Annotated in this window: 14 protein-coding genes; 9 read left to right on the top strand and 5 right to left on the bottom strand. The window is 70.6% G+C overall.

What is annotated here, in order from left to right; genetic code table 11:
- Positions 1-66: 66 nt before the first annotated feature.
- Positions 67-960 carry a LysR family transcriptional regulator gene (locus tag ACIP9H_RS37270; RefSeq protein ID WP_401591004.1) on the bottom strand — a complete coding sequence of 298 codons (894 nt, stop codon included), beginning with the start codon at positions 958-960 and terminating at the stop codon, positions 67-69.
- A 275-nt stretch (positions 961-1,235) separates the two neighbouring features.
- Between ACIP9H_RS37270 and ACIP9H_RS37265 the strand changes: the two genes are divergently transcribed.
- From ACIP9H_RS37265 to ACIP9H_RS37245, 5 genes are all read left to right on the top strand, one after another.
- Complete coding sequence (locus ACIP9H_RS37265) at positions 1,236-1,436, top strand: hypothetical protein (protein ID WP_401591001.1); 201 nt, start codon at positions 1,236-1,238, stop codon at positions 1,434-1,436.
- A 420-nt stretch (positions 1,437-1,856) separates the two neighbouring features.
- A complete protein-coding gene (locus tag ACIP9H_RS37260; protein ID WP_401590998.1) occupies positions 1,857-3,938 on the top strand; it encodes an NPCBM/NEW2 domain-containing protein in 2,082 nt (693 codons plus the stop codon).
- A gap of 263 nt (positions 3,939-4,201) precedes the next feature.
- A complete protein-coding gene (locus tag ACIP9H_RS37255; RefSeq protein ID WP_401590996.1) occupies positions 4,202-5,143 on the top strand; it encodes an ABC transporter ATP-binding protein in 942 nt (313 codons plus the stop codon).
- On the top strand, positions 5,140-6,504 hold the full coding sequence (locus ACIP9H_RS37250) for an ABC transporter permease (protein WP_401590993.1): 1,365 nt from the start codon (positions 5,140-5,142) through the stop codon (positions 6,502-6,504). Before ACIP9H_RS37255 ends, ACIP9H_RS37250 begins: the two co-directional genes overlap by 4 nt.
- Before the next feature lie 6 nt (positions 6,505-6,510).
- Positions 6,511-9,279, top strand: coding sequence for an alkaline phosphatase family protein (locus ACIP9H_RS37245; RefSeq protein WP_401590990.1), 2,769 nt, complete (start codon positions 6,511-6,513; stop codon positions 9,277-9,279).
- A gap of 105 nt (positions 9,280-9,384) precedes the next feature.
- On the opposite strand, the gene ACIP9H_RS37240 is transcribed toward ACIP9H_RS37245, so the two are convergent.
- Positions 9,385-10,602: a serine hydrolase domain-containing protein gene (locus ACIP9H_RS37240; RefSeq protein ID WP_401590988.1), complete on the bottom strand. Its 1,218-nt coding sequence runs from the start codon at positions 10,600-10,602 to the stop codon at positions 9,385-9,387.
- Positions 10,603-10,981: 379 nt separating this feature from the next.
- On the opposite strand from ACIP9H_RS37240, the gene ACIP9H_RS37235 reads away from it, so the two are divergent.
- Positions 10,982-11,515 carry a carbonic anhydrase gene (locus tag ACIP9H_RS37235; protein ID WP_401590985.1) on the top strand — a complete coding sequence of 178 codons (534 nt, stop codon included), beginning with the start codon at positions 10,982-10,984 and terminating at the stop codon, positions 11,513-11,515.
- A gap of 62 nt (positions 11,516-11,577) precedes the next feature.
- Positions 11,578-12,756, top strand: a complete 1,179-nt coding sequence (locus ACIP9H_RS37230) for an alpha/beta fold hydrolase (RefSeq protein ID WP_401590982.1) — start codon at positions 11,578-11,580, stop codon at positions 12,754-12,756.
- A 60-nt stretch (positions 12,757-12,816) separates the two neighbouring features.
- Here ACIP9H_RS37230 and lpdA read toward each other — a convergent pair whose 3' ends face one another.
- The 3 genes from lpdA to ACIP9H_RS37215 are packed head-to-tail and all read right to left on the bottom strand — an operon-like array spanning position 12,817 to position 17,642.
- A complete protein-coding gene (gene lpdA, locus ACIP9H_RS37225; RefSeq protein WP_401590979.1) occupies positions 12,817-14,196 on the bottom strand; it encodes a dihydrolipoyl dehydrogenase in 1,380 nt (459 codons plus the stop codon).
- Positions 14,197-14,230: 34 nt separating this feature from the next.
- The gene (locus ACIP9H_RS37220) at positions 14,231-15,460 is read right to left on the bottom strand and encodes a dihydrolipoamide acetyltransferase family protein (RefSeq protein ID WP_401963406.1); all 1,230 of its coding nucleotides are present in this window, start codon (positions 15,458-15,460) and stop codon (positions 14,231-14,233) included.
- Complete coding sequence (locus tag ACIP9H_RS37215; protein ID WP_401963405.1) at positions 15,453-17,642, bottom strand: thiamine pyrophosphate-dependent enzyme; 2,190 nt, start codon at positions 17,640-17,642, stop codon at positions 15,453-15,455. Before ACIP9H_RS37215 ends, ACIP9H_RS37220 begins: the two co-directional genes overlap by 8 nt.
- Positions 17,643-17,783: 141 nt before the next feature.
- Between ACIP9H_RS37215 and ACIP9H_RS37210 the strand changes: the two genes are divergently transcribed.
- Both ACIP9H_RS37210 and ACIP9H_RS37205 read left to right on the top strand, forming a co-directional pair.
- On the top strand, positions 17,784-18,296 hold the full coding sequence (locus tag ACIP9H_RS37210; RefSeq protein ID WP_401963403.1) for a VOC family protein: 513 nt from the start codon (positions 17,784-17,786) through the stop codon (positions 18,294-18,296).
- Positions 18,293-18,976, top strand: coding sequence for a GntR family transcriptional regulator (locus ACIP9H_RS37205; protein WP_401590968.1), 684 nt, complete (start codon positions 18,293-18,295; stop codon positions 18,974-18,976). The genes ACIP9H_RS37210 and ACIP9H_RS37205 overlap by 4 nt, the downstream gene beginning before the upstream one ends.
- Positions 18,977-19,158 lie beyond the last annotated feature (182 nt).

Genomic DNA, 19,158 nt, shown 5'->3' with positions numbered 1-19,158 from the left:
GCATCGTAGCTTCGCCCGGAGCGGGGCAACAGCGTCCCGGAGGTCCCTCGTCGCCGGGGCGGCACCTCACCCTCGCCAGATGAGGAATTCGTGCGCGATGGCGATCAGGGCGCATGCCGCGGCGCTGGGCTTGCGTCCGGACACGGTCGCCAGGGAGAAGGGCCAGTCCAGATCGGCGTCGTCGACGGTCAGCGTGGCGACACCCTCGGTGCTGCCGAGGGCGGGCCGTGGCAGCAGCGCCACGCCCAGGCCGTTGCGGACGTAGGCCACGCCGGTGGGGAGGTCGGTGATCTCCAGGGCGACGCGACGGGTCACGGCGGCGGCCTCGAAGGCCAGATCGGAGATGGTCCGGATGCCGTAGCCCTCCGCGAAGTCGACGAAGTCCAGCCCGGCGAGTTCGCCGATCGGCACGCTGCGGCGTCTCGCGAGCGGATGGTGGGCCGGCACGACGAGGTCGAGCACCGAGGTGACGAGGTGGGTCAGCGTGATGCCCGCGGGCAGCGGTCCGGGCAGGGAGACGAAGACGAGGTCGAGCCGCCGTTCGAGGAGGGCCTCGACCAGCCCCTGGGAGCCGGAGGCGGCGGCGTCGGTCTGCAGGAGCACACCGGGGTGGCGCCGGTGGAATGCGCCGAGGAGCGCGGGGAGGTCGATGATCCCCACCGTGGTCGTCGTGCCGAGCCGCAGTGTGCCGCTCAGTCCGCCGCGGACCTCGGCCACCGCCTCCGCGGCTTCCCGCGCGGCGTCGAGAGCGGCGTGCGCGCGCGGGAGCAGGGCGGCGCCGGCATCGGTGAGCAGTACGCGTTTGGGGGTGCGCTCCAGCAGCGGCGTGCCGAGTTCGCGCTCGAGGTTCTTGATGGTGGCGGAGACCGCGGACTGCACGACATGCAGCCGTGCCGCGGCGCGGGTGAAGTTCGCTTCCTCGGCGACGGCGACGAAGTGCTCCAGCTGGCGCAGTTCCACCTGCTCATTGTCCCTCGCAGGTCTCTCCGGGGCTGCGGACGGCTTCCCCGAGGGACGCCCGTTCCCGGTGGTGCGAAACCCGGGGCATGGGCACGTGTGCACACTGGCGGTTTCGAACCTTGCCGCCTCCGGAAAAAATGAGGAAACCACCACGTCAGGGCCGGTCCACCAGCCGGCGCCGTCACCCGAATGGCGCACCACGACGTGCCACCCACATGGGTGAAGATCAAGCTGGCTAGTGCCCCAACCGAGGCAATGCGTGAAAGGGGAACCACATGCGCATTCGACGAATCATCGCCGCCGTCGTCACCACGGCAGCCCTCGCCGGACTCGGCCTGACAGGCGCCGCTACCGCCACCGCCGCCCACCGCGACGCCGCCCCCACCGTGGGTGAGTGCGAGAAGGGTGGCGGAACGGTCGACTGGGGAACCAACACCTGCAGGGGCGGCAAGTACGACGGGCAGAAGATCGACTGACCCGTGCAGAGCGCCCCGCGGCCACGCGCCGCGGGGCGCTCCCGCGCGAGTCGGCCGCCTGGCATCAGAGGCCCGGCTCGGCGTGAGGGCACGTTCGGGTGCGCGGCGGTGTCGCGCACCCCTCACTCATGTGAACACTCACGCATATCACCGCACATGTCTCAGCAGACCCTGAATCACGCATGTCCCGCGGGGGACGGTCCGGTACTCGGCCGGGCTCAACTGGTAACTCGTAATTTAGGAATTATTATTGACGAGCACCCGGTGACGGCTGGAAGATCCTCGCAACAAGACCGCAGGCGTGCGGGCATTGACTGCTTCGAGGACGACCGCCGCACCTTTCGCGAGGGTGCGGTACCTCGGACTCACGACCAGGGACGGGTCGGCACGCCTGATCGCTCGGACAGCGAAGGATCCGACGTGAAACGACATCTCACCGCCGTGCTGGCCCTCGTGACCGGCATGCTGGCCGTGTCGGCGCCCGCCCACGCGACCCCGGCGGCCGCCACGCCCGCCGTCACGACGCAGGCCGGCCAGCAGGTGCTGAGCCCGACGCCGTACATGGGCTGGAACACCTACTACGCGCTGGGCGGCGACCCGACCGACGCCGAGATCAGGTCGACGGCCGACTTCCTGGTCAGCAGCGGCCTGCGCGACGCCGGTTACAAGTACGTCTGGATCGACGGCAACTGGGCGGCCCCGACGCCGCGCAGCGAGGCCGGGGACCTGGTGCCCAACCCGGACCAGTTCCCGGACGGCCTGAAGCCGGTCGTCGACTACATCCACTCCAAGGGCCTCAAGGCCGGCATCTACACCGACGCCGGCCCCTACATCCCCGGCAAGTGCGGTCTGGGCAGCAACGGCTACTACCAGCGTGACGCCGACCAGTTCGCGGCCTGGGAGTTCGACGCGGTCAAGGCGGACTACCTCTGCGGCATCGCCGCGAACCTCGACCCGAAGACCGTCTACACCCAGTTCGCCCAGGCGCTGCGGAACAACGCCAGCAAGCGCCCCATGATCTTCAACCTCTGCAACCCGGTGACCTCCCCCGACTGGGGCAACTACCCGGAGGAGCAGCAGTCGACGTACTCCTGGTCCTACGCGCCGGCGATCGCGCAGTCCTGGCGGACCTACACCGACGTGGGCTTCGTCGGTGAGATCAAGTACAAGGACGTGCTGCGGAACTACGACGCGAACGCGCGGCACCCCGAGGCCGCCGGTCCCGGGCACTTCAACGACCCGGACTACCTCGGGCCCGAACTGGGCATGACCGACGAGGAGTTCCGCACCCAGATGACGCTGTGGTCGGCGGCGGCCGCGCCGCTGATGATCGGCAGCGACATCCGCAAGCTCAGCAAGACCTCGCTGGCGACGCTCTCCGACCCCGACGTCATCGCGATCAACCAGGACCCCGCGGGTGTCCAGGCCGTGCGTGTCGGCCCCGCCGGTACGACGGAGACCTGGGTGAAGCGGCTGGCCAACGGCGACCGCGCCGTGGTGCTGCTGAACCGTGGCGACAGCCCGGCGACCCTCACCACGAAGGCGTCGTCGGTCGGGCTGTCCGGCAACCGGTTCACCCTGAAGAACGCCTGGACCAACCAGGTCACCGAGAGCGCCGGCACCATCAGTGCCGCCGTCCCGGCCCACGGCGCGGCCCTGATCCGGGTCGGCCGGGCCACGGGCAAGCTCGGTCTCCCGCACGTCGTCGCCGGTCTGCCGCAGGTGACGCAGGTCGGTTCCGACGCGGTCCCGGCCGGAAGCGCTCCCCTGGCCGCCGGTGGCGACCAGGTCCGGGTCGAGGTGAACGTCCGCAACGACGGCACGCAGCCGGTCCTGACTCCGCGTGTGGAGCTGACCGTGCCCACCGGCTGGACGGCCCATCCGGTCGGCAAGGCACCGCTGCTGCTGACGACCAACCACTCCGCGACCCTCGCCTTCACGGTCACCCTGCCGGAGACGGCGGCGCCGGGCAGTGCGACGCTGACCGCCGCGACGTCGTACGAGGTGATCGGCAAGGGCCGGCAGCGGCAGGACACGTCCACCGCGCTGGTCGTCGCACCGGCGGCTCCGCACGGTGACGTCGCACTCTCCCACCACGAGTGGATCAGTGCCACCAGCGGCTGGATGAGCCCGACGGTGGACCTCAGTGTCGGCGGCTGGTCCCCGATCAGCATGCTCGGCCAGGTCTACCCGACCGGTATCGGGGTCGCCTCGCCCTCCACCATCCGCTACTACCTCGGCGACCAGTGCAGCCGGCTGACCGCGACCGCGGGCATCGACGACGCGGTGCGCAACGTCGGCCCGGAGGGCGGCACGTCCACCTTCCAGATCATCGGTGACGGCAAGGTGCTGTTCGACAGCGGTGTGCTGGGCCGCGACGACGTCCGCCAGGCCGACGTCGACCTGACCGGCGTCCGGGTCCTCGACCTCGTGGTCGGCGACGCCGGCGACGGCGGCTACAACGACCGCGCGAACTGGGCGGGTCTGAACGCCACCTGCTGATCCGGCCCGGCCGCACCCACGTGGCACTCCACCTGGGTGCGGCCGTTCCGCCGATGTTTTGCGACGCCGTGGCGCGATTGCGCCACGGCGTCGCGCTGTCCCGGTTCTGCCCGGCTCTGTCCGGCCTGGGCCGATGAAGTCCCCTTCGTGCGCCGCGACTTGCCAAGGCCTTGACGATCCGTTCCATGGACGTTCAACCCGCGGCCTCTGCCGGGGGGCGGGTGCCCTCCTAGGGTCCATTGGCGTTGCGAAAGAAGGGACTCATGGACACACTCCTCGCAGTCCGCGCTCGCGGGATCGCCAAGCGCTTCGGGGACGTCGTCGCACTCGACGGCGTGGACCTGGATGTGACGCAGGGCCAGATCCACGGCCTCGTTGGACCGAACGGCGCGGGCAAGACGACATTGCTGGGGCTGCTGCTGGGACTGGCGGTCGCCGACGGCGGCACCCTGGAGATCCTGGGCACGCCGATCGGGCGGGCCCTCTCCGCCCCCGACGGGGTGGCCGGCTTCGTCGACGGACCCGGCCTCTACCCGTCGCTCACCGCGCGGCAGAACCTCGCCGCGCTGGCCGCACTGCGCGGACAGGACACCCGCGGCCCCGGGATCGACGAGGCACTGGACCAGGTCGGGCTCACCGATGTGGCCGACGACCGCGCCCGCGGCTTCTCCCTGGGCATGCGCCAGCGGCTCGGGCTCGCCGCCGCCCTGCTCACCAAACCGCGGCTGCTGGTGCTCGACGAGCCGTCCAACGGCCTGGACCCGGCCGGGAAGAGACACGTGCACGGCGTCCTCAACCGGCTCGCGCACGACGGCACCAGCGTGGTGATCTCCAGCCACCACATGGACGATCTCGAAGCGCTCTGCTCCGAGGTCACCATCCTCGCCACCGGACGGGTCGTCTTCTCGGGCCCGCTCGGCAAGCTCGCCGCCGAGAACCGTGAACTCGACTACCGGCTGCGCACCTCCGACCCGCAGGCCGCCCGCGCGCTGGCCGCCGGGACGGACGGGATCCGCCTCGCCGACGGCACCGGTGCCCGGCAGGACGCCGAGCTGCTGGTCGTGCGCGGGCTGGTGCCCGCCCTCGACGCGCTGGTGGCGGCACTCGTCCACGCGGGCATCGCGGTGCGCGAGCTCGCCCCCGTGGTGTCGCCCCTGGAGGCGGCGTTCCTCGCCCTCACCGAGCAGCAGGAGGCAGGCCGATGACCGCGGCCGTCATCGCCGCCGACGACGCCGTCGCCGGCGCTCCGCGCGTGTCGGTCGCGCGCGGCTACCGATTCGAACTGGTCAAGCTGGTCTCCCAGTGGCGCATCCGTCTGCTGGTGCTCGCCTGCTGGATCGCCCCGGCGCTGTTCGTCGCCGCGGTGAGCCAGCAGAGCACGCTGCCGGTCGACACCCTCTTCGGCCGGTGGATGCTCGCCACGGGGTGGGCCGGGCCGCTGGTCATGCTCGGCTTCGCCGGCACCTGGGCGCTGCCGCTGCTGACCTCGGTGGTGGCCGGCGACGTGTTCGCCTCCGAGGACCGGCTGGGCACCTGGCGGCATCTGCTCGTGGCGGTGCGCTCGCCCCGCCGGATCTTCGTCGCGAAGGTGCTGGCCAGCCTCACCGTCCTCGTGCTGCTCGTGGCCGGGCTGGCCTGCTCCAGCACGGTCGGCGGGCTCCTGGCGGTCGGCAACCGGCCGCTGGTCGGTCTCGACGGCCATCTGCTGGCCCCGTCGGACGCCGCGGTACGGGTCCTCCTCGCCTGGACCTGCGCGCTCGCCCCGACCCTCGCCCTGGCCGGGATCGGTCTGCTCGGCTCGGTCGCGCTGGGGCGGTCCCCGATGGGCCTGCTGCTGCCCGCGGTCGTCGCGCTCGCGATGCAGGTGGCCCAGATGATGCCGCTCCCCGTCGCCGTGCGTGTCGCGCTGCCCGGCTACGCCTTCATCTCCTGGAACGGCCTGTTCACCAGCCCGGAGCAGCTCGCCCCGCTGCTGATCGGTGTCGTGGTCAGCCTGGTGTGGGCGGTGACAGCGACGGCGCTGGCGTACGTGCTCTTCCTGCGACGGGACTTCACCAACCTCTCCGACGACGGCTCGGGGCGCCGCGCCGTCCTCGCCGGTGTCGTGCCGCTGGCCGGGCTGACGGCCGCGACGATCGTGGTGCTGATGGCGACGACGAGCTCGGCCACGGGCTCCGGGATCGAGCAGGACAAGGTGGAGCGCTCGGTCGCCACGGCGTTCGCGCACCTCTACCGCATGCAGACCGACCAGCTCAACCGGCCGGCTGTCACCGAGGCGCAGTTGAAGGCCTCGGCGGCATGCACCAAGGCCGGGGTCGCGTCCGGCGCCGAGGGGGCCGGCAACGACTGGCGCTGCGTCGTCTCCTGGCATCTCCCCGGCGTGGCGGCCACCGGCTCCGCCATCTACCAGCTCGACATCACACCGGACGGGCGGTTCGTCGCCGACGGCGACGGCCCGAAGGAAGTGAACGGCTACTTCCTGGTGCGCACCCCCGACGGGGACGCGCCGAACCCGCTCTGGCAGTTCGACGGCAACGCCGAACTGCTTCCCACCTCGAAGGGATAACTCAACATGCAGGTCACCCGCCGTCGTGTACGCGCCGAGAGGAACGCCCACGGCCTTCTGGGCCTCCTCGGCCACGGATCCGGCAGCCGGAGAAGCCTGACGCTGGCAGCCGCCACCGCCGTCGTCCTCGCCACCGGAACCGGCATCGGCTTCGCCCAGACCACCCAGTTCGGCCACGACCAGGTCGGCGAGACCACCCACCAGGGCCAGGTCGTCTCCGCGAACCAGTACATCGACCCCTACGGCGAGCGCCTGGTCATCAACCAGGGCAAGATCATGTCGTCCACCGTCAGCCCGGACGGCACCCACGTCGCGGCCTCCGTCACCGACGGCGGCATGGCGCTGGCGATCGTGGACCTGAAGAACTGGAAGGTCCAGCAGCTCGTCGGCAACTCCGCCACCGCGGACCTGCGCATCGCCGGCAACGACGTGGGCCAGGAGGGCCCCACGTACTCGCCCGACGGCACGCAGCTGTGGCTCGGCCAGACCGACGGCTACACCAAGTTCACGGTCAACGCGGACGGCAGCCTGGCCAACCCGGTCGCCGTCAAGATCCCCGCGGACGGCTCCAAGCACGCCCTCGTGGCCCAGCCGGTGTTCTCGGCCGACGGCTCCACCGTGTACGCGGCGGTCAACGGCCAGAACCGCGTGGTCGCCATCGACACCGCGACCGGCACCCTCAAGCAGAGCTGGGCCGTGGGCAACGCCCCGCGCGGCATGGTCCAGGTCGGCGGCAAGCTCTACGTCAGCAACGAGGGCGGCCGTCCGGCGAAGGCCGGCGACACCACGATCAACTCGTACGGCACCCAGGTGCCGGCCGACCCCAGGACGGGCGCCACCACCACCGGCACCGTCAGCGTCATCGACCTGGCGGACCCGGCCGCCGCGGTCGGCAGCATCGACGTCGGTCTGCACCCGACCGCGGTGTACGCCAAGAACGGGACGCTGTTCGTCACGGACACCGCCACCAACGACGTGTCGGTCATCGACACCCGCAAGAACAAGGTCGTGCAGACCATCGCCACCCAGCCGTGGCCGGAGGCGTCGGTGGGCTACGAGCCCAACGCGGTGACGCTCACCGACGACGGCCGCCTGCTGGTGACGCTGGGCCGGGCCAACGCGGTCGCCGTCTACCGCTTCAAGTCCGCGCAGGAGCCGGTCAGCTATGTCGGTCTGCTCCCGACCGACTACTTCCCCTCCGAGATCGCCACCGTCGGCAACCAGGTGGTCGTCTCCAACACCCGCGGCATCGACGCCCGCCGCCCCGCCGCCGCCGGCCACGGCACCCATGACACGACGTCCAGCCTGCAGCGCTTCACGCTGCCCAGCGACAAGGTTGTCAAGGCCGAGACGGACAAGGTCTTCCGGCAGAACGGCTGGACGAAGAAGTCGGTCGAGCTCGCCAAGGGCAAGGGCAAGGGCCCGAAGCCGGTGGCCGTCCCGAAGCGGCTCGGCGACCCCTCGACGATCAAGCACGTCTTCCTGATCGTCAAGGAGAACCGGACCTACGACCAGGTCTTCGGCGACATGCCGCAGGGCAACGGCGACCCGTCGCTGACCCAGTTCGGCGAGAACGTGACGCCGAACCAGCACGCCCTGGCCAAGCAGTTCGGCCTGTACGACAACACGTACGACATCGGCACCAACTCCGCCGAGGGCCACAACTGGCTGATGCAGGCGGACAACCCGGAGTACACCGAGTCCTCGGCCGGCGAGTACCTGCGCAGCTACGACACCGAGGACGACGCGCTCGGCCACCAGCGGACCGGATTCCTGTGGAGCGGTGCGCAGGCGGTCGGCAAGTCGGTGCGGGACTTCGGCGAGTTCCACCAGTTCCTGACCAAGCCGGCGGCCGCCACCTGGCAGAACCTGTACTGCGACACCAAGAACATGCAGGCGACCGGCCAGGACACCGCCTACAAGCTGACGTCGTCCTCGCCCATCCCGTCGCTCAACAGCGTCTCGGTGCCCGGCTTCCCGAAGTTCGACACCAGCGTCCCGGACGTCTACCGCGCCGAGATCTGGAAGCGGGACTTCGAGCAGAACGGTCCGGCGAACCTCAACATGTTCTGGCTGTCCAGCGACCACACCGGCGGCCCCGCGGGTCCGGCGGCCCAGGTCGCGGACAACGACCTCGCGGTCGGCCGGATCGTCGACGAGATCTCGCACAGCGCGTACTGGAAGGACTCCGCGATCTTCGTGGTCGAGGACGACTCCCAGGCCGGGCTCGACCACGTCGACGGCCACCGTGCCCCGATCCAGATCATCAGCCCCTGGGCGAAGCACGGCACAGTCGACAGCCACTACTACTCGCAGATCACGATGATCCGCACCATCGAGCAGATCCTCGGGATCCACCCGATGAACCAGAAGGACAGCGCCGCCACCCCGATGTCGGACGCCTTCGCCAAGAAGGCCGACAACACGCCGTTCACGGCGCTGCCCAACCGCACCTCGCTCACCGACGGCCTCAAGACCGCGCCCACCTGCGGTCTGGACACCCCGGCGACGCAGAACCCCGCCGCGGCACCCGTGCCGTCGACGAAGGTCCCCGCGGACAAGCAGGCGCTCGCGGCGCAGTGGGACGCGTGGAAGTCCAAGCAGCGCCTCACCGGTCCGAACGCCAAACCCGACTTCGCCAACCCCGCGCAGATGAACCACCTCACGTGGTACCAGACGCACGCGTGGTCGAAGCCGTACCCCGGCGAGAGCCGGATCTTCGCACCGCAGGACGTGCCGGGCGCGTACATCCCGTCGGCCGAGGCCGACGACTGACACGGGTCCCGTCACCTCACGGAGCCCCCTGCCCCGGTGCACTCCACCGGGGCAGGGGGCTCCGCTCCGTTCCGCGGTCCGCTCCGTGAGCCGCGACGGAGGTGACTAGCGGTTGTGGCGGACGACCTGCGGGGCGATGTCCTCGGTGAACGTCTCGTCCTCGGAGGACTTGGCGAAGCCCGCCTTGGCGTCCGTGGCGCCGCAGAACGCGGCCTCCAGTGTGCCTCCGAGGACGGTGTTGACCGTTCCGTTGTTGGAGGTGTTCGCCATCGATGTCATGCTGCGCTTGCCGTCGGCCGTGGTGAACGCGTAGGTGTAGAAGCCCTGGACCGTGCCCGTGTGGCCGTACACCGTCACACCGCACGAGAGCTTCCGGGCCCGCAGGCCCAGTCCGTAGAACTGGGTGCCGTCCGCGTTGACCGGGACCATGGCCGTCATCTGCCGCAACTGCGCTTCGGGGACGAGCTTTCCGGAGATCAGCGCGGAGAAGAATCGGTTCAGGTCCGCGGCGTTGGAGATGACCGCGCCGGCCGACTGCGCCCAGGAGACGGTCTGCTCGGTCGAGTCGACCAGCGGCAGCGCGGTGTCGTCGGGCGTCAGGTAACCGCGGGCGGAGGAGCCCGAGATGGCCGTGTCCGGGTGGACGTACGAGGTGTTCCGCAGCCCCAGCGGCTTGAAGATCCGCTCCTGGTACTGGGTGGCCATCGGCACACCGGTGAGGTGCTCGATCATCTCGCCCAGCACCACGAAGTTGGTGTTGGAGTAGCTGTAGGCCGCGCCCGGCTCGTTGGTCGGCTCGTGAGCCGTCGACAGGTCTATCAGCTCCTGGTAGGAGAACACCTTGTTCCGTACGGCCTCGAAGCCCGGAACGGTGTAGTAGAACATGTCGTTGGTGTAGTCCCACAGGCCGCTGCGGTGGCTGAGCAGGTGCCGGACGGTGATGCGGTCGTCCGGCAGCGGCTGCGGCAGGTAGGTGTTGGCCGGGGCGTCGAGGTCGATGCGCCCCTCGGCGACCAGCTGCATCAGCACCACGGTGGTGAAGGACTTCGTGACGCTGCCGACGCGGAACCGGCGGTCCGCGTCCATCGCCGTGCGGGCCGCGGTGTTCGCCTGCCCGCTGGAGATGCGGTAGCTCGAGGTGCCCGAGTCGATACGGGTCAGGGCGCCCGGGGCGCCGTCGGCCATTGCCTGCTTCTGCACGGCCAGGATGCCGCTGATGTCGGGGGCGGGCAGGGACGGCGTCGCCGCGACGGCCGGCGAGGCGGCCAGAGTCGTGATCACGGCGGTGCCGGCGAGCATGGTGCTCGCGATGGTGAAACGCATCCGGTTCTCTCTGTCGTCGGTCGGGGTGCGGGCGGGCGGACGACACCGGGCCCGCAGGCCCGTGCCGCTCGCCGCCGCACGTCGTTGGACCAGGCCCACGCACCGGTGGTGACTCGCGGGCAGCACACGGCATGCGAGGGCATGCCAAAAGAAGGCCACCGAGGTGTCCCCCCTCCGTCGGACCAGCGCGTCGCACGTCGGCTTGGCCGGGCGACCATAGCGCGGTCGCGCTGCCGAGCAGCGTGATTGAGCCACGTGCCAGGACGCCGAGTGGCAGGGGCGGCAGCGGCGGTCCAGGATGGGCGGCGACCGGAGATCGCCGCCGGGGCACCGGCGTGGCCGGGTACCCCGGGCGGAGCGAGAAGGGGATGCCGTCACCGTGATCGACACCAACGAGCTGATCAGGCGGAACGCCGGCTTCGCGGAAGGCGGGTCGTTCGCCGGCCTCAGGCTCGCGCCCAGTGGCAGCCTGACGGTCATCGGCTGCGTCGACCCTCGTGTGGACCCGAGCGCGATGCTCGGCCTCGAGCTCGGCGAGGCAGGGGTGATCCGCAACGTCGGAGGCCGGGTCACGCCCGCGACGCTCCGGACGCTCGGAATGCTCGCGAAGGTCGTGCAGGCCCGCACGGGCGGCGGCCCGGGCCCGGCCGACAACCACTACGTGGTCCTGCAGCACACCGACTGCGGGATCACGGACCTGCCGCCGTTCCCCGAACTCCTGGCCGACTACTTCGAGGTCCCGGCCGAAGACCTGGCCGCCAAGGCGGTCACCGACCCGTTCGCCGCCGTCCGCCTCGACGTCGACCTCCTCAAGCGGCACCTCCGCGCCGGGGTCTTCGTCTCGGGGCTGGTGTACGACGTGGCCACCGGCCTCGTCGACGTCGTCGTCCCGCCCGCACGAGTGGCGGCCTGACACCTCAGCCGCGCCGGACGGCCGCTTGACCTGGACCGAGGTCCAGGGACAAGGCTTGAGGCATGAGCGAGGCAGATGAGGTGTTCGGTATCGCCGAGGTGTCGACGTTGATCGGTCTGGCGCCCGACACGTTGCGGTACTTCGAACGGCAGGGCGTTGTACCGTCGCCGCGGCGCGACAGTGCGGGACGTCGCCAGTACACGACGGCCGACGTCGAGCTGATCCGCATGCTGGTTCATCTCCGTGAGACGGGGATGCCCCTTGCCGACATCGCGCAGTTCACGGGCGCCGACGGCAAGGCGGCTGATCCGGCAGGGCTCCGCGTGGAGTTGCTGACGGCCCATCGCCGCCGCGTCCACGAGAGGCGCGAGGAACTGGACCGTGCGCTCGATGTGATCACTCGGAAGATCGCCGACTTCACGGATCGGATGCCGCGCCCGGTGGCCCTTCTCGACCGACCGGACTGCACGATCGCCCACGAGGTCCAGGGTGAGGGGCCACTGCTGTTCCTCGTCGGCGCGCCGGTCGGGCGGGCCGGTTTCGCGGCGCTGGCGCACGAGCTGGCAGGCCGGTTCACCGTCGTCACCCATGATCCGCGTGGTATAGGTGCCAGCCGCGCGGTCCCCGGGACGGCCGCGCCCACGCCCGAGGTTCTCGCCGAGGACCTTGCCGCGCTTGTCGACAGGTTCACCGGAGGGCCCGCCCTGTTCGCCGGGACCAGTGGCGGTGCCGTGACGCTGCTGGAGCTGGCCGCGCAGCATCCTGACCTGGTCGGCCGGGCCGTCCTGCACGAGCCGCCCCTTGTGTCCCTCTTGAACGACGCGGACCTGTCGGCCCGAGCCGCGGCGGCATTCGAAGCCGCCGAGGCCGACCCTCAGCGTGCCGTGCAGGAGTTCTTCGACCTCAGCGGCGCCGGCCACCGCACAGGACCGGATCAGACGCCTCCCGCCCATGTGGCGCTGCCCGGGCTGCCGGTCGGGGAACTCGACAAGAACCGCTACTTCCTGGGGCGGATGGCCGGACCGACGGTCTTCTACGCCCCCGACATCGAGGCCGTCCGTCGCGTCCCGGTGACGCTGTGCGCCGGCTCGCTGAGCCATCACCAGATGGCGCGCCGGGCGACCGAGGCACTCGCCGCACTTCTGGAACTCCCCCTGATCGACATGCCCGGCAACCACCTCGGCGCGAGCACCGAGCCGGCAGCGTTCGCCCACGTCCTCGGGAGCCTGCTCGAACCGTGAACACATCCCGGTGGCCCCTCCCGCGCCGAACGGCCCAGGAGGGGTCTGCCCGGACCGCCCTCAGCCGTGCGCGTGCAAGGGCTTGCCCGCGAGGGCGAGGAACGCCTCCCCCAGTGCCTCGTTCTGGGTCGGATGGGCGTGCGTGAGGGGGGCGACATCGTCGGGATGGGCCTCCCAGGCGACCGCGAGCTGCGCCTCCGCAATGAGCTCGCCCACCCTGGCGCCGACCATGTGGACGCCCACCACGGGGCCGTCCTTCTCACGGACGAGTTTCACGAAGCCGGAGGTGCCGATGATCTGGCTCTTGCCATTGCCGGCGAGGTTGTACTCGACGCATTCCACCCGGTCGACCCCGAACTTCTCCTTGGCCCGCGCTTCGGTGAGGCCGACGGAGGCGATCTCCGGGTCGCAGTAGGTCACGCGGGGAACGCAGTCGTCGGCGACCGGGGTGGGGCCGAGACCCGCGATCTCCTCCGCGACGAACATGCCGTGCTGGAAGCCGCGGTGCGCGAGCTGGAGACCTTCGACGATGTCCCCCACGGCGTAGACCCCGGGAACCTGGGTGCGCAGGCTCTCGTCGACCCGGACGAATCCCCGTTCCAGGCTCACCCCGGCCTCCTCGAAGCCCATGCCGGCCGTACGGGGTCCCCGTCCGACGGCGACGAGCAGGACGTCGGCCTCCAGTGGCGCGCCGGCGTCGAGGCTGACCGAGACGCGACTCTCGTCCTGCGCGACGGCCTCCACCCGCACGCCGGTGCGCACCGCGATTCCACGGCGCCGGAAGGCACGTTCCAGGGCCTTGCCGCAGGACGGGTCCTCACCGGGGACCAGGCTCGGCAGCGCCTCGACCACGGTGACGTCGACGCCGAACGACCGCCACAGGCTCGCGAACTCGACACCGATGACGCCACCGCCCAGGATGATCGCGCTGCGCGGCAGTTCGGGCAGGGAAAGCGCCTCCGTGGACGACAGGACCCGGCCGCCGAAGTCGAGCCCGGGCAGGCTGCGGGCGACGGACCCGGTGGCCAGGACGACGGCTTTCGTCGCGGAGAAGGTCACTTCGCCGACCCGCACGGCCGTGGGCGACACCAGGTGTCCGTGGCCGTGGACGAGCGTCACCTCGCGGGAGGCGACCAGTCCCCGCAGGCCCTTGTAGAGGCGGTCGACGACGGAGTCGCGATAGGCGTGGAGGCCGGGCAGGTCGATCCCCTCGAAGGAGGCGCGGACGCCGACCGACGCGGCGTGCCGCGACACCTCGGCCACCTCGGCGGCGTGCAGCAGGGCCTTGGTGGGGATGCAGCCGCTGTGCAGGCAGGTCCCGCCGAGCTTGTCCTCCTCCACCAGGGCGACACTGAGACCCAGGTCCGCGGCGCGCAGGGCGGCCGCGTATCCGCCCGATCCGCCTCCGAGGATCACCAGGTCGAACGTGGTCTCGGTCATCGCGCGGTCCTCTCCTCGTCGCGTTCGCCGGTGCTCACAGCAGGATCCTGAGCGGGTGCTCGAGCACGTCCACGAACGCCTTCGTCCACTCTGCCGCGGTGGCACCGTCCACCGACCGGTGGTCGACGGCGAGGGTCAGCCGCAGAACGGAGCCGACGACGACCGCGCCCTCCTCGACGACAGCCTCCTGCCGGACGGCGCCCACGGCCAGGATCGCGGCCTGCGGCGGGTTGATGATCGCCGCGAAGTCCTCGGTCCCGTACATGCCGAGGTTCGTGATCGAGATCGTGCCGCCCTCCAGCTCGTCCTGCCGGAGCCGGCGCTCCTTGGCACGGGCGATCAGATCCTTCGTCACCTTGGCGACACCGCCCAGCGACAGGGAGTCGACGGCGCGGACCACGGGGGTGACCAGACCGCCGTCGGTGGCGACGGCCACGGCGATGTCGACGTCCGTGAAGTGCCGGATCGAGTCGCCGTTCCACTGCACGTTCATCGCGGGGACCCTCGCGTGCGCGGAGGCCACCGCCTTGACGAGCATGTCGTTGATCGACACCTTCACGTCCTGGCCGGCGTTGATCTGCTGCCGCAGGTCGAGGAGTGCGTCGACGCGTACGCCGGCGCGCAGGTAGAAGTGCGGCGTGTGCTGCTTGCTCTCCGTCAGCCGGCGGGCGATGGCCGCCCGCATGCGCGTGTGGGGCACGTCGACGAAGCGCGCCGCGGCCACCGGGGGCCGGGGCTCTCCGCTGTCCTGCCGCGGGGCCTTCGGCTCCGCCCTCCCGGCGGCCGCGGCCGCCTCGACGTCCGGCCGCCTGATCCGGCCGCGTGGGCCACTCCCCGCCACGGTGCCCAGATCGACCGAGAGCTCGCGTGCGAGGCGTCGGGCCAGCGGGCTCGCGAAGAGGCGCGTGGACGTCGTCTCCCGCTCGGTTCGACCGGCGACCGGAGCTCGCGGTGGCGGATCGGCGGGAGTCCCACCGGGGCCGCCCAGGGCGGCCACCAGCGCGTCCACGTCGGCGGCGGGCTCGTCCGGCGCCCCCCAGACCGCGATCGGGGTGCCGACCGCGACCGTCGTGCCCGCGTCCACCAGGAGGCGCAGGAGTACGCCGTCGTGCTCGGACTCGACGTCGACCACGGCCTTCTCGGTCTCCACCGTGACGATCGGATCGCCCGCCGCGTAGGGGGTGTTCACCGAGACGTTCCAGGACTCCAGGACCGCCTCGGCCGTGTTGGCGGCGATCTCGGGCATGCGCAGCAGCTCAGCCATGGTTCTGCTCCCGTGCGAACTCGCTGAGCTTGGCGACGACTTCGTCCGTGGAGGCGAACGCGGCGCGCTCCAGCACCTTGCTGATGCTCGGCGACGCCTCGCCGCCCGTCAGGCGTTCGACCGGGGCGTCGAGCCAGTCGAACAGCCGTCGCTGGACCTCGTCCGCCAGCCAGCCGCCGTAGGAGGTGCCGAGGGCGCCCTGCTCGGCGATGAGCACGTGGTTGGTCTTCATCACCGAACGGGAGATCGTGTCCCAGTCCAGGCTGGCGCGGTCCAGCCACCGCAGGTCGACGACCTCCGCGTCCACCCCCGTCTGTGCGACGGCGTCGAGCACGGCCGGCGTCATCGCCAGGTAGGTGAGGACGGTCAGTGCCGCGCCCTCGCGGCGTACGGCGGCCTTGCCGACCGGCAGGTGGTGGTCGTAGTTGTCCGGCAGTCCTGGCCCCGTCGAGTTGTAGAGGTCCACGTGCTCCAGGACCACGACCGGGTCGTCGCAGGCCAGGGCCGTGTTCATCAGGCCGACGTAGTCGAACGGCGTCGAGGGGGCGACGATGCGCCAGCCCGCCGCCGTCGCGAACACGCCGGCCGGGTCCATCGAGTGCTGCGATCCGTAGCCGGTGCCGGTGGCGACCTTGCTGCGCAGGACGAACGGTACCTTGCCCTCGCCGCCGAACATGTGACGGGCCTTGCCGATCTGGTTGAACAACTGGTCGGCCGCCACCCACATGAAGTCGGCGTACATGAACTCGACCACCGGGCGGTAGCGGCCGTCGAGGGCGAGCCCACCGCCGAGGCCGGTGAACGCGTTCTCCGAGATCGGCGTCCCGATGACGCGGTCGGGGAAGTCCTCGCTCAGTCCGCGGGTGGCGCCGTTGGTGCCGCCGTTGAGCCGGTGCACGTCCTCCCCCATCACCACGACACGGGGATCGGTCTCCAGGCGGCGTCCCATCACGCCGGCGACGGCGCCGATGAACTTCACCTCGGTCAGCTCACCGGCGTGGTCCTCGGTGTCGGTGAACTCGATGCCGGCCAGCTCCGACAGGTCGCCGCGGACGCCTTCGTCGACGAAGGCCGGGCCCGGCCACTCCGAGGGAACGATGCGCCGCTCCCCCGGCTTGCCGCCGGGCCGTGCCTCCAGGAGTACGTCGCCGAGTCCGGACATCAGTGCCTTGGCGCGCGCGACGGTGTCGGCGACCGCCTTCTTGGTGAGGATTCTGCGGCGCACCAGGTGCCGTACGACGGTGTCGAGCGGGTCGCGGGCACGCCACTGCGCTTCCTCCTCCTTGGTGCGGTACCGGAACGCCGAGCCGGCGAAGGGACCGTTCTGGTGGAAGTAGCGGTACACATCGGCCTCGATCAGCGTCGGTCCGTCGCCGCGGCGCATGTGCCCGAGGGCCTGCTGCGTCGTCAGGTACACGGCCAGCGGATCCATGCCGTCGACCTTCCAGCTCCGGATGCCGAAGCACGGGCCGCGACCGGACAGCCGCGGCTCGGCAGTGACTTCGGAGACGTGGGTGGAGACGGCGTACTGGTTGTTCTCGACGAAGAAGCACAGCGGCAGCGACCAGGCCGCCGCGAGGTTGAGGGTCTCGAGAGTGGATCCGATGTTGATCGCGCCGTCGCCGAAGAACGTGAACGCGACGGCGTCGGTGCCGGACCTCTTGTGCGCCCAGGCGGATCCGGCCGCGAGCGGCACCCCGCCGCCGACGATCGCGTTGGTCCCGATGGCGCCGGCCTCGTGCCACTGGAGGTGCATGCTGCCGCCCCGGCCGTGGCTGAACCCCCGGTCCAGGCCGCATATCTCGCGCAGGCTGCGCAGGAGCACGGCCTCCACGTCCTCGGGGAACGGCTTCGTGGGGTCGATGCCCTTCGGGTGCAGATGGGCGAGCACCTTGGCGAGGAACTGGTGGTGGCCGCGGTGCGAGCCGTTCACGGTGTCCTGCGTCGTCAGCGCGAAGCATGCGCCGACCGCGCCGCCCTCCTGGCCGATGCTGGAGTGCGCGGGACCATGGATCAGCCCGTCCGCGGCAAGCTCCAGGACGTACTCCTCGAAGGTCCTGATCAGCACCAGCTGGCTGAGCATGCCCGTCAGGAGGTCAGGAGCCGCGGCGTCCCAGTCGTCCTGGGTGACGACGAACTCCGACCACGCGGCCTTCGCTTCGAGTCTGTGTTCCGCAGGCATCGGGTGCCCCCTTCGATCGTCCGGAGTGGACCGGCCCGGACGACCCTGCCATAAGGTTGGATCCAATAACAAGACTTCTCTCGACTTCTCGCCGCCAGCAGGCCATCATCGTGATGCTTTCGGATCCAAAGGAGGAAGATCATGGCTCTGCCCGGCCTCATACGCCTCGACCACATCGGATTCACGGTGCCGGACCTGGACGAAGCCCACACATGGCTCGTGGACGTCCTGGGCTGCGAATACCTGTACTCACTCGGCCCGTTCGGCGCGACGGACGACTGGATGGCGGAGCACCTGAACGTCGACGCGCGCACCGTCATGCGCCAACTGCGCTTCTACCGGTGCGGCACGCAGGCCGTCTTCGAGGTGTTCGAGTACCGGGCGGAGTCGCCGCGGACCACCGTGCCGCGCAACAGCGATGTCGGCGGCCACCATGTCGCCCTGTACGTCGAGGACCTGGACGAGGCCGTGTCGTACCTGCGGGCGAGGAACGTTCCCGTGCTGGGCGGCCCCACCACGAGCACCGGACCGTCGAAGGGGCAGCGGTGGGTCTACTTCCTCTCACCGTGGGGGATGCACTTCGAGCTGGTGTCGTATCCTGACGGCAAGGCCTTCGACCGCGCCCCGTCCCAGTTCAGAGGTGACCGTCCTTGACTCCCCCGCACGCTCGCGATCCCCGCGGGTCGGAGAGTGTCAGGAGTCAGCACATCGCGGGCATCCTCCGCGAGGAGATCCTCGCCGGCGAACTGACGCCAGGCACCTGGCTGCGCCAGGACGAGATCGCGGCGCGGCTGGGCACCAGCCGGATCCCGGTGCGCGAGGCGCTGCGGATCCTGGAGTCCGACGGCCTCACCGAGTCGTTCCCGAACCGCGGGTCGCGGGTTCCGATGCTCAGCCTCGAAGAGGTGAACACCAACTACCGCATGCGCGAGCGGCTGGAGCCGCTGACGCTGAACATGAGCCTCCCCCATCTCAGCGACCAGCACATGGAACGCCTCGAGCAGCTCCAGGACGAGATCGAGAGCCAGAGCGACGTCAACCGCTTCCTGCTCCTGGACCGCGACTTCCACATGACGACCTACGCGGGCTGCCCCAGCGACCATCTGCTGGCCATCACCGAGCGGCTGTGGAACTCCACCCAGCACTACCGCCGCGCGTTCATGGTGCTCGCGGACCCCGATCGGGCCACGATCGTCAACGCCGAACACCGGCTGATCCTGGACGCCGTACGGCGCCGCGATCCCGAGGACGGCGAGCGCTACCTCACGGGGCACATCCGTCGCACCAGGGTCGAACTCACCGCGCATCCCGAGCTCTTCGCCGAGAAGCAGTGACGCGGGCCGGAAGCCCGGCCCCCGCCCCCGCCCCGGCTCTCTGAGCGAACCGGCTCGCGCCGCGGCGTCGGCGTTCCCGCGAAATCCCTAACCACCTCGGATCAGTAGATGGATCCATTCTTGTGCGACTCCCAGCAAGCAAGTCGCATCATCACTGGTTCACCCTCCACGCGAGTCCTACT

Origin of the sequence: Streptomyces sp. NPDC088732, from assembly GCF_044751205.1 — a bacterium.
Taxonomy (GTDB): domain Bacteria; phylum Actinomycetota; class Actinomycetes; order Streptomycetales; family Streptomycetaceae; genus Actinacidiphila.
This window is presented reverse-complemented; position numbering and strand designations above follow the sequence as displayed.